The sequence below is a fragment of the Lelliottia wanjuensis genome, assembly GCF_030238365.1.
In the GTDB taxonomy this organism is placed as follows: domain Bacteria; phylum Pseudomonadota; class Gammaproteobacteria; order Enterobacterales; family Enterobacteriaceae; genus Enterobacter; species Enterobacter wanjuensis.
This window is the reverse complement of record NZ_JASSOT010000050.1, coordinates 106,341-120,984: the sequence shown is the minus strand read 5'-3', so window position 1 is coordinate 120,984 and position 14,644 is coordinate 106,341. Positions and strand designations below refer to the sequence as shown.

The window sequence follows — 14,644 nt, the reverse complement described above, 5'->3', positions numbered from 1 at the left end:
AATTTGCCTGGCGGCTTTAGCGCGGTGGTCCCACCTGACCCCATGCCGAACTCAGAAGTGAAACGCCGTAGCGCCGATGGTAGTGTGGGGTCTCCCCATGTGAGAGTAGGGAACTGCCAGGCATCAAATAAGTGAAGAGGCCATCCGCAAGGATGGCCTTTTTGCGTTTTTGTCCTTTCTCAAAATCCTCCGTGAAACTTTCTCACCTTCCTCTTACAGACTCGACATTCGCCCGATTCCTGGTTATTGTCAGCTATCTGGATGTCTAAACGTTTATACGTATGCTGTGAGGATATAAGGTTATGCCGATTAGGGTGCAGGACGAGCTACCAGCCGTTAATTTCTTGCGTGAAGAGAACGTCTTCGTAATGAAGGCCTCGCGCGCGACAGGTCAGGAAATTCGCCCTCTGAAGGTACTTATCCTCAACCTGATGCCCAAGAAGATCGAGACGGAAAACCAGTTTCTCCGTTTGCTCTCCAACTCGCCGCTGCAGGTAGATATTCAGCTGCTGCGCATTGATGCCCGTGAATCGCGTAACACGCCCTCCGAGCATCTGAACAACTTCTACTGTAACTTCGAAGATATCCGTAACGACAATTACGATGGCCTGATCGTCACCGGCGCGCCGCTGGGTCTGGTCGAATTCAACGATGTGGCCTATTGGCCGCAGATCAAACAGGTCCTAGAGTGGGCGAAAGATCACGTCACCTCAACGCTGTTTGTCTGTTGGGCGGTACAAGCGGCTCTGAATATTCTCTACGGCATTCCCAAACAAACCCGAGCGGATAAGCTGTCAGGCGTCTACGAACACCATATTCTTCATCCGCATGCGCTGCTGACGCGCGGTTTTGATGACTTTTTCCTCGCGCCTCACTCGCGCTATGCGGACTTCCCGGCCGCGTTGATTCGTGATTACACCGATCTCGAGATCCTGGCCGAAACGGAAGATGGCGATGCCTATCTGTTCGCCAGCAAAGACAAACGTATCGCCTTTGTCACCGGTCATCCTGAGTACGACGCCCACACCCTGGCGAGCGAATTTTTCCGCGATCTGGAAGCGGGACTAACCCCGGAAATTCCGTACAACTATTTCCCTAAAAACGATCCGCAAAACACACCCAGAGCCTCCTGGCGCAGCCACGGGAATTTGCTCTTTACTAACTGGCTCAACTATTACGTCTACCAGATCACGCCATACGATCTGCGCCACATGAATCCAACGCTGGAGTAATCTCCTGCCCAGAACGATCCTAAAGCGTTTCAGCATTCCAGATCAGGCACCTTCGGGTGCCTTTTTTATTTCCGAAACCATACTCATCATCTGCTCTTTTTTTAATCTCAATATAATCAATAAGATATTTGCATTTTATAATTAAAATGGAAATTGTTTTTGATTTTGGAAGAATAATGGATAGTCTTAATTCTGCTGAGCGAAAACTACGCAACGATCTTTCGCTCGCGATGGGGGACTCTTTTTTGGATCTTTGGTGAGGAGCAGAGAAATGAATCAACAGGCAACGACCGCCGATGAACTGGCGTTTAACCAACCGCATGGTGAGCTGGAACAGCAGGTTCTGACGCCAGATGCCGTCGAGTTTCTGACAGAGCTGGTGACGCGCTTCGCACCAAAGCGCAATAAACTGCTGGCCGCCCGTATCCAGCAGCAGCAGGACATCGACCACGGTAAGCTGCCAGACTTCATTTCGGAAACCGCTTCCATTCGCGAGTCCACCTGGAAAATTCGCGGCATTCCGCAGGATTTGCAGGATCGCCGCGTCGAAATCACCGGCCCGGTTGAGCGCAAAATGGTGATTAACGCCATGAATGCCAACGTAAAAGTCTTTATGGCCGACTTTGAAGATTCGCTGGCGCCGGACTGGCGTAAAGTGATCGAGGGGCAGATCAACCTGCGCGATGCGGTCAATGGCACCATCAGCTACACCAACGAAGCCGGAAAAATCTATCAGCTCAAACCCAATCCGGCGGTCCTGATTTGCCGCGTGCGCGGCCTGCATCTGCCGGAAAAACACGTCACATGGCGCAACGAAGCCATTCCCGGCAGCCTGTTTGATTTCGCCCTCTACTTCTTCCATAACCACAAAAGCCTGCTGGCAAAAGGCAGTGGCCCCTATTTCTACCTGCCAAAAACGCAGTCATGGCAGGAAGCCGCCTGGTGGAGCGAAGTCTTTAGCTATACGGAAGATCGGTTCAATCTGCCGCGTGGCACCATCAAAGCCACCCTGCTGATCGAAACACTGCCGGCCGTGTTCCAGATGGACGAAATCCTGCACGCCCTGCGCGATCACATCGTCGGCCTGAACTGCGGGCGCTGGGATTACATCTTCAGCTACATCAAAACCCTGAAAAATCACCCGGACCGCGTCCTGCCCGATCGTCAGGCAGTCACCATGGATAAGCCATTCCTCAGCGCCTACTCGCGACTGCTGATCAAAACCTGCCACAAGCGCGGCGCGTTCGCGATGGGCGGCATGGCGGCCTTCATTCCGAGCAAAGACGCCGAGCGCAACAATCAGGTGCTGACTAAAGTCAAAGCGGACAAAGAGCTGGAAGCCCGCAATGGTCACGACGGCACCTGGGTTGCCCATCCAGGCCTTGCAGACACCGCCATGGACGTCTTTAACAGCGTGCTGGGCGATAACAAAAATCAGCTGTTCGTCACCCGCGACGACGATGCCCCGATTACGGCTGAACAGCTGCTGATGCCCTGCGAGGGGGAACGCACCGAAGCCGGTATGCGCGCCAATATTCGCGTGGCCGTTCAGTACATCGAAGCCTGGATCTCGGGCAACGGCTGCGTCCCGATTTACGGCCTGATGGAAGATGCCGCCACGGCGGAGATCTCCCGTACCTCCATCTGGCAGTGGATCCACCACCAGAAAGCGCTCAATAACGGCAAACCGGTGACCAAATCCCTGTTCCGCCAGATGCTCGCCGAAGAGATGCTGGTGATTCAGGACGAGCTGGGCGAACACCGCTTCAGCAGTGGCCGTTTCGACGATGCCGCCCGCCTGATGGAACAAATTACCACCTCAGAAGAACTCATCGACTTCCTGACGCTGCCCGGCTACCGCCTGCTGGCCTGAACCCACCACATAACAATATGGAGCATCTGCACATGAAAACCCGTACCCAACAAATCGAAGAATTACAAAAAGAGTGGACTCAACCGCGCTGGGAAGGCATCAACCGCCCGTATAGCGCAGAGGAAGTGGTGAAACTGCGCGGTTCGGTCAACCCGGAATGCACGCTGGCGCAGCTCGGTGCCGCAAAAATGTGGCGTCTGCTGCACGGCGAATCGAAAAAAGGGTACATCAACAGCCTCGGCGCACTGACCGGCGGTCAGGCGTTGCAACAGGCGAAAGCGGGTATCGAAGCGGTTTATCTCTCCGGCTGGCAGGTCGCGGCTGACGCCAACCTGGCGTCGAGTATGTATCCGGATCAGTCGCTCTATCCGGCGAACTCGGTGCCGTCGGTGGTCGATCGGATCAACAATACCTTCCGCCGTGCGGATCAGATCCAGTGGGCGTCCGGAATCGAACCGAACGATCCGCGTTTCGTCGACTATTTCCTGCCGATCGTGGCCGATGCCGAAGCAGGTTTTGGCGGCGTGCTGAATGCGTTTGAGCTGATGAAATCCATGATCGAAGCCGGTGCAGCGGCTGTTCACTTTGAAGATCAGCTGGCGTCTGTGAAGAAATGCGGTCATATGGGCGGCAAAGTGCTGGTCCCAACGCAGGAAGCGATTCAGAAGCTGGTCGCCGCACGTCTGGCGGCGGATGTGCTGGGCGTGCCGACGCTGGTTATCGCCCGTACCGATGCGGATGCGGCAGATCTAATTACCTCCGACTGCGACCCGTATGACAGCGAATTCATCACCGGCGAGCGCACCAGCGAAGGGTTCTACCGCACTCATGCGGGGATTGAGCAGGCTATCAGCCGCGGTTTGGCCTATGCCCCGTACGCCGACCTGGTGTGGTGTGAAACCTCGACGCCGGACCTGGCGCTGGCAAAACGCTTTGCCGATGCGATCCACGCCAAATACCCGGGCAAACTGCTGGCTTACAACTGCTCGCCGTCGTTCAACTGGCAGAAGAATCTGGACGATAAAACCATCGCCAGCTTCCAGCAGCAGCTGTCAGAGATGGGCTACAAATACCAGTTCATCACCCTCGCGGGCATTCACAGCATGTGGTTCAACATGTTCGACCTGGCCCACGCCTACGCGCAGGGCGAGGGCATGAAACACTATGTGGAAAAAGTGCAGCAGCCGGAATTTGCGGCGAGCAAAGAGGGCTACACCTTCGCCTCTCATCAGCAGGAAGTGGGCACAGGCTACTTCGACAAAGTCACCACCATCATTCAGGGTGGCGCGTCTTCCGTGACCGCGCTGACGGGGTCGACGGAAGAGTCACAGTTCTGAGTCTGATTGCCCGGCGGCGCTCCGCTTGCCGGGCCTACAGGGTTCCGTAGGCCGGATAAGCGAATGCGCCATCCGGCGATACCCGCATCATGGTGGGGAAAAAAGCATGTCGCGTGGCCTGGAGTTACTGATTGCACAAACCATCCTGCAGGGCTTTGACGCGCAGTATGGCCGTTTTCTGGAAGTGACTTCTGGCGCGCAGCAGCGCTTTGAACACGCCGACTGGCACGCCGTTCAGCAGGCGATGAAGCAGCGTATCCACCTTTATGACCATCACGTCGGTCTGGTGGTGGAACAACTGCGCTGTATCACCGACGGTAAAAGCCCCGACGCGGATTTCCTGCTCCGTGTGAAAGAACACTACACCCATCTGTTGCCGGATTACCCGCGCTTCGAGATTGCGGAGAGCTTTTTCAACTCCGTCTATTGCCGGTTATTTGACCACCGCTCGCTATCTCCTGAGCGGTTATTTATTTTCAGCTCTCAGCCTGAGCGTCGCTTCCGTACGATCCCGCGCCCGCTGGCGAAGGATTTCTTTCCGGAGCACGGCTGGGAAAGCCTGTTAAGCAAAATGCTCTCAGATTTACCCCTGCGTCTGCCGTGGCAAAACAAGGCGCGCGATGTGGGTTACATCGTCGCTCATCTGACGGAAACCTTCGGCGCAGAAGTGCTCCAGCGCAGCCATTTGCAGGTAGCTAATGAGCTCTTTTTCCGTAACAAAGCCGCCTGGCTGGTCGGGAAACTGATTTCGCCCACGGCCACAATCCCCTTTCTGCTGCCGATCCATCGTACGGATGATGGTGAACTCTTTGTCGACGCCTGCCTGACGACCAGCGCCGAGGCGAGCATCGTCTTTGGCTTCGCCCGCTCCTATTTCATGGTCTATGCCCCGCATCCCGCCGCGCTAGTTGAGTGGCTGCGAGAGCTGTTGCCGATCAAAACCACCGCCGAACTGTACATGGCGATTGGCTGTCAGAAACACGCGAAAACGGAGAGTTATCGCGAATACCTGCACTACATCACCCGCACCGACGAGCAGTTCATCGAAGCACCCGGTATTCGCGGGATGGTGATGCTGGTGTTTACGCTGCCCGGTTTTGATCGCGTTTTTAAGATCATCAAAGATAAATTCGCCCCGCAGAAAGAGATGACGGCAGCCCACGTCCGCGCCTGCTATCAGCTGGTTAAAGAGCACGACCGCGTCGGGCGCATGGCCGATACCCAGGAGTTCGAAAATTTTGTGCTGGATAAGCAGCAGATCGACCCAGCACTCATGGCATTGCTGATGCAGGAAGCGCCGGGAAAAATCACCGATCTGGGCGATAAGATTGCCATCAGCCATCTCTACATTGAACGCCGTATGGTTCCGCTCAACATCTGGCTGGAGCAGGTGGACGGCCAGGCGCTGCGCGATGCGATTGAAGAGTACGGGAACGCCATCCGCCAGCTGGCCGCGGCCAATATTTTCCCCGGCGATATGCTGTTTAAAAACTTTGGCGTGACCCGGCACGGCCGCGTGGTGTTCTACGACTACGATGAAATTTGCTATATGACCGAGGTGAATTTCCGCGATATCCCGGCCGCGCGCTACCCGGAAGATGAGCTCGCCAGCGAACCCTGGTACAGCGTCTCGCCGGGCGATGTTTTCCCGGAGGAGTTTCGCCACTGGCTGTGCGCCGACCCGCGCATCGGGCCCTTATTCGAAGAGATGCACGAGGATCTCTTCCGCGCCGACTACTGGCGCAGCCTGCAAACCCGCATTAAAAAGGGTTATGTGGAAGATGTGTACGCCTACCGCAGGCGGCAGCGTTTTAGCATTCGATACGCGATGTAATGCCGGGTGGCGGCTGCGCCTTACCCGGCCTACGTTCAGGTTTTGTAGGCCCGGTAAGCGCAGCGCCACCCGGCAAAATATCTTAACGAATCCCACCATACGCCAGCGTCACTTCCTTCGCCGCTTTGATCACCAGCGCGCCCAGCTCGGTCACGCGGTCGTCGGTCACGCGTGAAATCGGTCCGGAAATGGAGATCGCCGCGAAGGGTTCGCGATGCTCATCAAAAATGCACGCCGCGATGCAGCGCAGGCCCAGAGCGTGCTCTTCATCATCAAACGAATAGCCGCGCTTGCGCGTCTGGGCCAAATCATCTTTCAGGTGCAGGGGGGAAACCAGCGTTGCATGGGTATAGGCGTGCAGCCCTTTACGGTGCAGCAGACCGGTGACCTGCTCCTCGCTCAGCTGCGACAGGAACGCTTTTCCCGCACCAGACGCATGCATCGGCAGTTTGCCGCCAATCGGCGCGGACATACGCATCAGCTGCGTACACTGCACCTGATCAATGATAATCGCCTGATGGTCGCTCTGATCCAGCACCGCCAGGTTGACCGTCTCGCCGGAATCTTCCATCAGTGTGCGCAGGATGGGGTGAACAATCGCCAGCAGGTTACGGCTCTGCAAAAAGCTGCTGCCGACGATAAACGCGTGCGCACCCACAGACCAGTGGCCCAGCTCGCCCACCTGACGGACAAACCCAAGCTGCTGCATGGTGCTCAACAGACGATGCGTCGTGGAGTTCGGCAGGCCCGCCTGCTGCGCCAGTTCGGTCAGGGCCACGCTGCTGTGGGATTCCGCAATCCATTCCAGCAGCTTTAATCCGCGCGTCAGCGACTGAACTTGTCCGCCAGGCGGCGCGGTAGTGGCAGCAGGTTTTCTGCCGCGTTTTGCGGGAACGGTAGCGACCATGACGGATTCCTTTTTCTGTATCGTGGAAATCATTTTCGTTTTATTTGGTGAATTTGCAACCGTTATCCTGACTGATCGGAGGAGTGATAGTGAACATGTCTCATGTTAACGCTGCGTGACTTCTCCCTCCTGCGAGATTATGCCAGTATGGACCGCAGCCTTTTGGCCTTGTTGAGCGTTGTCGGGAGCGAGTGTGAGCAGCAAAGTAGATCAACTGCGTGCGCAGTTAAATGAACGAATTCTGGTGCTGGACGGCGGCATGGGCACCATGATCCAGAGCTATCGTCTCAGTGAAGACGATTTCCGCGGCGAGCGTTTCGCCGACTGGCCCTGTGACCTGAAAGGCAACAATGACCTGCTGGTGCTGAGTAAACCGGATGTCATCGCGGCGATTCATAACGCCTATTTCCAGGCGGGCGCGGACATCGTTGAAACCAACACCTTCAACTCGACAACCATCGCCATGGCGGATTACCAGATGGAATCCCTGTCGGCGGAAATCAACTTCGAGGCCGCCCGACTGGCGCGCGCCTGCGCCGATGCATGGACCGCCCGCACGCCGGAAAAACCGCGCTACGTGGCCGGGGTGCTTGGCCCGACTAACCGTACCGCCTCGATTTCACCGGACGTCAACGATCCAGCCTACCGCAACGTCACCTTCGACCAGCTGGTGGCTGCCTATCGTGAATCGACCAAAGCGCTGGTGGAAGGCGGTTCCGATCTGATCATGATTGAGACGGTATTCGACACCCTCAACGCCAAAGCCGCGATCTTCGCGGTGAAGGAAGAGATGGAAGCGCTGGGCGTCGACTTGCCGATCATGATCTCCGGCACCATCACGGATGCCTCCGGACGCACCCTTTCCGGCCAGACGACGGAAGCCTTTTACAACTCCCTGCGTCACGCCGATGCGCTGACCTTCGGCCTGAACTGCGCCCTCGGTCCGGACGAACTGCGTCAGTATGTGCAGGAACTTTCGCGTATCGCCGAGTGCTATGTGACCGCACACCCGAACGCCGGTTTGCCGAACGCCTTTGGCGAATACGACCTCGATGCGACGACCATGGCCGCGCAGATCCGCGAGTGGGCCGAGTCGGGCTTTCTGAACATCGTCGGCGGCTGCTGCGGTACCACGCCGGAACACATCGCCGCCATGAGCAACGCGGTGGCCGGCTTAGCGCCGCGCCAGTTGCCGACGCTTCCGGTCGCCTGTCGTCTGGCCGGTCTTGAGCCGCTGACCATTGCCGATGACAGCCTGTTTGTGAACGTCGGTGAACGTACCAACGTCACCGGTTCCGCTAAGTTCAAACGCCTGATCAAAGAAGAGAAATACAGCGAAGCGCTGGACGTTGCCCGCCAGCAGGTGGAAAGCGGCGCACAGATCATCGATATCAACATGGATGAAGGGATGCTCGACGCCGAAGCGGCGATGGTGCGGTTCCTGAATCTGATTGCCGGTGAGCCGGACATCGCCCGCGTGCCGATCATGATCGACTCCTCCAAATGGGAGGTTATCGAAAAAGGGCTGAAGTGCATTCAGGGCAAGGGCATCGTTAACTCGATCTCAATGAAAGAGGGTATCGAGCCGTTTATCCACCACGCCAAACTGGTGCGCCGCTATGGCGCCGCCGTGGTGGTGATGGCATTCGACGAAGTCGGCCAGGCCGACACCCGCGAACGTAAGATTGAGATTTGCCGTCGGGCGTACAAAATCCTGACCGAAGAGGTCGGTTTCCCGCCAGAAGACATCATTTTCGACCCCAATATCTTCGCCGTCGCGACCGGGATTGAAGAGCATAACAACTACGCGCAGGACTTTATCGGCGCGTGCGAAGACATCAAACGCGAACTGCCGCACGCCTTGATTTCCGGCGGCGTCTCCAACGTTTCGTTCTCGTTCCGCGGTAACGACCCGGTGCGTGAAGCGATCCACGCCGTGTTCCTTTACTACGCCATCCGCAACGGCATGGACATGGGGATCGTCAACGCCGGACAGCTGGCAATTTACGACGACCTGCCCGCCGAACTGCGCGACGCCGTGGAAGACGTGATCCTCAACCGCCGCGACGACTCCACCGAACGCATGCTGGATCTGGCGGAGAAATATCGCGGCAGTAAAAACGATGAAAGCGTAAAAGTTCAGCAGGCTGAATGGCGCGCCTGGGATGTGAAAAAGCGTCTGGAATACTCGCTGGTCAAAGGCATCACCGAGTTTATCGAGCTGGATACGGAAGAGGCACGTCAGCTTTCCGCGCGCCCGATTGAGGTGATCGAAGGTCCACTGATGGACGGCATGAACGTGGTCGGCGACCTGTTCGGCGAGGGCAAAATGTTCCTGCCGCAGGTGGTGAAATCCGCGCGCGTGATGAAGCAGGCGGTGGCCTATCTCGAGCCGTACATTGAGGCCAGCAAAGAGAAAGGCCAGACCAACGGCAAGATGGTGATAGCGACCGTCAAAGGCGACGTGCACGACATCGGCAAAAATATCGTCGGCGTGGTGCTGCAGTGTAATAACTACGAAATCATCGATCTGGGCGTGATGGTTCCGGCGGACAAAATCCTCAAAACCGCGCGCGAAGTGAACGCGGATCTGATCGGCCTCTCCGGGCTGATCACCCCGTCGCTGGACGAAATGGTCAACGTGGCGAAAGAGATGGAGCGCCAGGGCTTTACCATTCCGCTGCTGATTGGCGGCGCGACGACCTCGAAAGCGCATACGGCGGTGAAAATCGAGCAGAACTACAGCGGGCCGACGGTCTACGTGCAGAACGCGTCACGTACCGTGGGCGTGGTGTCAGCCCTGCTTTCTGCGACGCAGCGCGACGATTTTGTCGCCAGAACCCGCAAAGAGTACGACACCGTTCGCATCCAGCACGCCCGCAAGAAACCGCGCACTCCGCCGGTGACATTGGCTGCGGCGCGCGAAAACGATCTGGCCTTCGACTGGGCGAGCTACACGCCGCCGGTGGCGCACCGTCTGGGCGTGCAGGAGGTGACCGCGAATATCGAAACCCTGCGTAATTACATCGACTGGACGCCGTTCTTTATGACCTGGTCGCTGGCGGGGAAATATCCGCGCATTCTTGAGGATGAAGTGGTCGGCGAAGAGGCGCAGCGCCTGTTCAAAGACGCCAACGATTTGCTCGACCAGTTGAGTGCCGAGAAGAGCCTGAATCCGCGCGGCGTCGTCGGCCTGTTCCCGGCGAACCGCGTCGGGGATGACATCGAAATTTATCGCGATGAAACCCGCACTAACGTGCTGGCGGTGAGCCGTCATCTGCGCCAGCAGACCGAGAAAGTCGGCTTTGCCAACTACTGCCTGGCCGATTTCGTCGCGCCAAAACTCAGCGGCAAAGCGGACTACATCGGCGCGTTCGCCGTGACCGGTGGGCTGGAAGAGGACGCGCTCGCTGACGCGTATGAAGCGCAGCATGATGATTACAACAAAATCATGCTGAAAGCTCTCGCTGACCGTCTGGCGGAAGCCTTCGCGGAATACCTGCATGAGCGGGTGCGTAAAGTTCACTGGGGTTACGCGGCGAATGAGAACCTCAGTAACGAGGAGTTGATCCGCGAAAACTATCAGGGCATCCGTCCGGCACCAGGCTATCCGGCCTGTCCGGAACACACGGAAAAGGGCACCATCTGGCAGCTTTTAGATGTGGAAACCCACACCGGGATGAAACTGACGGAATCCTATGCCATGTGGCCGGGCGCGTCCGTTTCGGGCTGGTATTTCAGCCATCCTGACAGCAAATACTACGCTGTGGCGCAAATCCAGCGCGATCAGGTGGAAGACTATGCGCTGCGTAAGGGGATGAGCGTCTCCGAAGTGGAACGCTGGCTGGCTCCGAATCTGGGCTACGACGCGGATTAATTTCACTTTTCCTTACAACTAACAGGGCGCTCATCGGGCGCCCTGTCTCTTTCTGTCGCAATAACTCTTATACTTAAAAAACTCAGCCCGGTAGCGCTTCGCTTACCGGGCCTACAAAAGACCGTAGGCCGGGCAAACGCAGTGCTGCCCGGCAAAGAAGCCAAAGGATAACCGACAACAATAAGGAGAACCCACTTCCGTGCTGACATTGTTACACCTGCTATCGGCCGTCGCCCTGCTGGTCTGGGGCACGCACATTGTCCGTACCGGCGTGATGCGCGTCTTTGGCGCACGCTTACGCACCGTCCTCAGCCGCAGCGTTGAGAAGAAGCCGCTCGCCTTCTGCGCGGGGATCGGCGTCACCGCCCTCGTGCAAAGCAGTAACGCCACCACCATGCTCGTCACCTCGTTCGTGGCGCAGGACCTGGTGGCGCTCACTCCGGCGCTGGTGATTGTGCTCGGCGCAGACGTCGGGACCGCGCTGATGGCGCGAATCCTGACCTTCGATCTCTCCTGGCTCTCGCCGCTGCTGATTTTCATCGGCGTGATCTTCTTCCTCGGCCGCAAGCAGACCCGCGAAGGGCAGCTGGGCCGCGTCGGGATTGGCCTCGGGCTGATCCTGCTGGCGCTGGAGTTGATAGTCCAGGCGGTCACGCCGATCACTCAGGCCAACGGCGTGCAGGTGATTTTCGCCTCGCTCACGGGCGATATCATGCTCGATGCGCTGATCGGCGCGGTGTTTGCCATCATCAGTTACTCCAGCCTGGCGGCGGTGCTGCTCACCGCGACGCTGACCACCGCCGGGGCGATCTCCTTCCCGGTCGCGCTGTGCCTGGTGATTGGCGCGAACCTCGGCTCTGGCCTGCTGGCGATGCTCAACAACAGCGGCGCGAATGCCGCCGCCCGCCGCGTGGCGCTCGGGAGTTTGCTCTTCAAGCTGGTGGGCAGCCTGATCATCCTGCCGTTTGTCCATCCCCTGGCGAACCTGATGGATAACCTGCCGCTGCCGAAAGCCGAGCTGGTGATCTATTTCCACGTCTTCTACAACCTGGTGCGCTGCCTGGCGATGGTGCCGTTTGCCGGGCCGATGGCGCGGTTCTGTAAGCGCATGATCCGCGATGAACCCGAACTGGACGCTCGTCTGAAACCGAAGCATCTCGACACCTCAGCCCTCGATACCCCGGCGCTGGCGCTGGCCAATGCCGCGCGTGAGACCCTGCGCATGGGCGACGCGATGGAGACCATGCTGGATGGCCTGAAGAAGGTGATGCACGGCGAGCCGCGCGAAGAGAAAGAGCTGCGCAAACTGGCCGACGATATCAACGTGCTCTACACCGCCATCAAACTCTACCTGGCGCGCATGCCGCAGGATGAGCTGGCGGAAGAGGAGTCTCGCCGCTGGGCAGAGATTATCGAGATGTCCCTCAACCTGGAGCAGGCCTCCGATATCGTCGAGCGTATGGGGAGTGAAATCGCCGATAAATCCCTTGCCGCCCGCCGGGCATTCTCCCTCGAGGGGGTCACCGAGCTGGATGCGTTGCACGATCAGCTTCTCAGCAACCTGCAGCTGGCGATGTCGGTCTTCTTCTCCGGCGACGTGCCCAGCGCCCGCCGTCTGCGCCGCAACAAGCACCGTTTCCGTATTCTCAACCGCCGTTACTCACACGCCCACGTTGACCGCCTGCATCAGCAGAACGTGCAAAGTATTGAAACCAGCTCCCTGCACCTGGGGCTGCTCGGCGATATGAAGCGTCTCAACTCCCTGTTCTGCTCGGTGGCCTACAGCGTGATGGAGCAGCCGGATGAAGATGATGAGAGGGATGAGTATTAGTTCTGAAAGCGCCTCGCAGTTTCCTGCTGTCGGGCGTGACGCAATCCCACTTCACATTTAACGTTGCAGCGCAGGTGATTTAAATCTGCGCTGCAACGTTTTGTCATTAGTGATGTATAAAATTTTATACAGGGATGTGTTATGTTATTAGAAAAACCAACGATGCGTCCTGTCGCATGGATGGGGAGCGCGCTTGATGATTTGCTCGGTTTCCCGGAGGAAATCCGTAAAGACGCCGGGTATCAGCTGCATCGGTTACAGGCGGGCCTGGAGGCTGCTGACTGGAAACCGATGTCAGAGATAGGCAGAGGCGTCGCTGAGATCAGGCTTCATGGAGCGACGGGTGCCTGGCGGATCATTTATCTGGCCCGTTTTGACGATGCTGTGTACGTGCTGCATTGCTTTGTGAAAAAAACGCAGCGAACTTCCGGACAGGATATACGAATTGCAAAAGCCCGTTATCAGGCGGCGCTCGATGAAATGAGGAATCGAAATGAAGAATAACGTTGATTGCAATATTCGTCATGTCACGGGGGCGGATGCCAACATTTTTGCCGATCTGGGGTTTGAGGAAAGTGAAGCGAAATGCCTGCAGCAGGATGCCGAAAAGGAGGTCGAACAGCTTTTGCTGATCAAGCGCCAACTGATGCAAGAGATCTCCAGCTGGATTTCAGATAATAAAATGCGGCAGGCAGATGCAGCGGCGAGACTTAACGTCTCTCGCCCGCGTGTATCCGATGTGGTGAATCTCAAAACCAGCAAATTTACCCTCGACACGCTTGTGATGATGCTGAGCAAACTGGGAAAACCTGTCTCAGTTACCGTCGGCTAATCTTTTTACCAGCCCAAACCTAAGGTATATTTCGCCCATTAAGGAGAAATTATGCTGCCCACCCAATCAACCCGATTAAACAAATACATTAGCGAGAGCGGAATCTGCTCGCGTCGCGAGGCTGACCGTTACATCGAGCAAGGCAACGTCTTCCTCAATGGCAAACGCGCCACCATTGGGGATCAGGTGGTGCCCGGCGATGTGGTGAAAGTGAATGGCCAGCTGATTGAGCCAAGAGACGAAGAAGATCTGGTGTTTATCGCGTTGAACAAACCGGTGGGGATTGTCAGCACCACGGAAGATGGTGAGCGGGATAACATCGTCGATTTCGTCAACCACAGCAGCCGCATCTTCCCGATTGGGCGTCTGGACAAAGATTCGCAGGGGCTGATTTTCCTCACCAACCATGGCGATCTGGTGAACAAAATCCTGCGTGCCGGTAACGATCATGAGAAAGAGTATCTGGTTACGGTCAACAAGCCGGTGACGGATGATTTTATTCGCGGGATGGGCGCGGGCGTGCCGATTCTCGGAACCGTCACCAAGAAGTGCAAAGTCAAAAAAGAGGCACCGTTCACGTTTCGCATTACCCTGGTGCAGGGCTTAAACCGTCAAATCCGCCGTATGTGCGAGCATTTTGGTTTTGAGGTCACGAAGCTTGAGCGTACGCGCATTATGAACGTCAGTGTCGCCGGTATTCCGCAGGGCGAGTGGCGCGATCTGACCGGGGATGAACTGATTGAGCTGTTTAAGCTGATTGAAGGGTCGTCTTCTGAGGCTAAGCCGAAAGCCAAAGCAAAACCGAAAACCCAGGGGATAAAACGGCCTGTGGTCAGCGCGCCGAAATCCGCAGAAAAAGAGCGCAACAAACCGGCCGGAAAACGCTTCGTACAGCCAGGCCGTAAAAAGAAAGGGCGCTAA

At 57.0% G+C, this 14,644-nt stretch carries 10 protein-coding genes and 1 rRNA gene; 10 read left to right on the top strand and 1 reads right to left on the bottom strand.

Annotated features, from left to right (window positions below):
- Positions 1-6 precede the first annotated feature (6 nt).
- The 5 genes from rrf to aceK all read left to right on the top strand — a co-directional run bounded on the left by rrf (position 7) and on the right by aceK (position 6,276).
- Positions 7-122, top strand: a 5S ribosomal RNA gene (rrf, locus tag QQF33_RS05990).
- 180 nt (positions 123-302) lie between these two features.
- Positions 303-1,232, top strand: a complete 930-nt coding sequence (gene metA / locus QQF33_RS05985) for a homoserine O-acetyltransferase MetA (protein ID WP_285157543.1) — start codon at positions 303-305, stop codon at positions 1,230-1,232.
- A gap of 271 nt (positions 1,233-1,503) precedes the next feature.
- On the top strand, positions 1,504-3,105 hold the full coding sequence (gene aceB / locus QQF33_RS05980; protein ID WP_285157542.1) for a malate synthase A: 1,602 nt from the start codon (positions 1,504-1,506) through the stop codon (positions 3,103-3,105).
- 32 nt (positions 3,106-3,137) lie between these two features.
- Entirely contained in the window at positions 3,138-4,442 is a 1,305-nt protein-coding gene (gene aceA, locus QQF33_RS05975; protein ID WP_095280303.1) for an isocitrate lyase, read from the top strand.
- 106 nt (positions 4,443-4,548) lie between these two features.
- Positions 4,549-6,276 carry a bifunctional isocitrate dehydrogenase kinase/phosphatase gene (aceK, locus tag QQF33_RS05970; RefSeq protein ID WP_285150614.1) on the top strand — a complete coding sequence of 576 codons (1,728 nt, stop codon included), beginning with the start codon at positions 4,549-4,551 and terminating at the stop codon, positions 6,274-6,276.
- A gap of 82 nt (positions 6,277-6,358) precedes the next feature.
- Here aceK and iclR read toward each other — a convergent pair whose 3' ends face one another.
- Positions 6,359-7,183 carry a glyoxylate bypass operon transcriptional repressor IclR gene (gene iclR / locus QQF33_RS05965; protein ID WP_285145892.1) on the bottom strand — a complete coding sequence of 275 codons (825 nt, stop codon included), beginning with the start codon at positions 7,181-7,183 and terminating at the stop codon, positions 6,359-6,361.
- Positions 7,184-7,376: 193 nt separating this feature from the next.
- On the opposite strand from iclR, the gene metH reads away from it, so the two are divergent.
- The 5 genes from metH to rluF all read left to right on the top strand — a co-directional run bounded on the left by metH (position 7,377) and on the right by rluF (position 14,644).
- Complete coding sequence (gene metH, locus QQF33_RS05960) at positions 7,377-11,060, top strand: methionine synthase (protein ID WP_285157541.1); 3,684 nt, start codon at positions 7,377-7,379, stop codon at positions 11,058-11,060.
- Positions 11,061-11,259: 199 nt separating this feature from the next.
- Positions 11,260-12,891: a Na/Pi cotransporter family protein gene (locus QQF33_RS05955; protein WP_285145894.1), complete on the top strand. Its 1,632-nt coding sequence runs from the start codon at positions 11,260-11,262 to the stop codon at positions 12,889-12,891.
- Between the two features lie 141 nt (positions 12,892-13,032).
- Entirely contained in the window at positions 13,033-13,395 is a 363-nt protein-coding gene (locus tag QQF33_RS05950; RefSeq protein WP_285150612.1) for a type II toxin-antitoxin system RelE/ParE family toxin, read from the top strand.
- The gene (locus tag QQF33_RS05945) at positions 13,385-13,723 is read left to right on the top strand and encodes a helix-turn-helix domain-containing protein (RefSeq protein ID WP_282494851.1); all 339 of its coding nucleotides are present in this window, start codon (positions 13,385-13,387) and stop codon (positions 13,721-13,723) included. Before QQF33_RS05950 ends, QQF33_RS05945 begins: the two co-directional genes overlap by 11 nt.
- 51 nt (positions 13,724-13,774) lie before the next feature.
- Positions 13,775-14,644, top strand: a complete 870-nt coding sequence (gene rluF, locus QQF33_RS05940) for a 23S rRNA pseudouridine(2604) synthase RluF (RefSeq protein WP_282494850.1) — start codon at positions 13,775-13,777, stop codon at positions 14,642-14,644.

Excerpts from the sequence above, each read along its gene's own strand:
- metA (WP_285157543.1), top strand. The coding sequence starts at position 303 with ATGCCGATTAGGGTGCAGGACGAGCTACCAGCCGTTAATTTCTTGCGT.
- aceB (WP_285157542.1), top strand. The coding sequence starts at position 1,504 with ATGAATCAACAGGCAACGACCGCCGATGAACTGGCGTTTAACCAACCG.
- aceA (WP_095280303.1), top strand. The coding sequence starts at position 3,138 with ATGAAAACCCGTACCCAACAAATCGAAGAATTACAAAAAGAGTGGACT.
- aceK (WP_285150614.1), top strand. The coding sequence starts at position 4,549 with ATGTCGCGTGGCCTGGAGTTACTGATTGCACAAACCATCCTGCAGGGC.
- iclR (WP_285145892.1), bottom strand. The coding sequence starts at position 7,183 with ATGGTCGCTACCGTTCCCGCAAAACGCGGCAGAAAACCTGCTGCCACT.
- QQF33_RS05950 (WP_285150612.1), top strand. The coding sequence starts at position 13,033 with ATGTTATTAGAAAAACCAACGATGCGTCCTGTCGCATGGATGGGGAGC.
- QQF33_RS05945 (WP_282494851.1), top strand. The coding sequence starts at position 13,385 with ATGAAGAATAACGTTGATTGCAATATTCGTCATGTCACGGGGGCGGAT.
- rluF (WP_282494850.1), top strand. The coding sequence starts at position 13,775 with ATGCTGCCCACCCAATCAACCCGATTAAACAAATACATTAGCGAGAGC.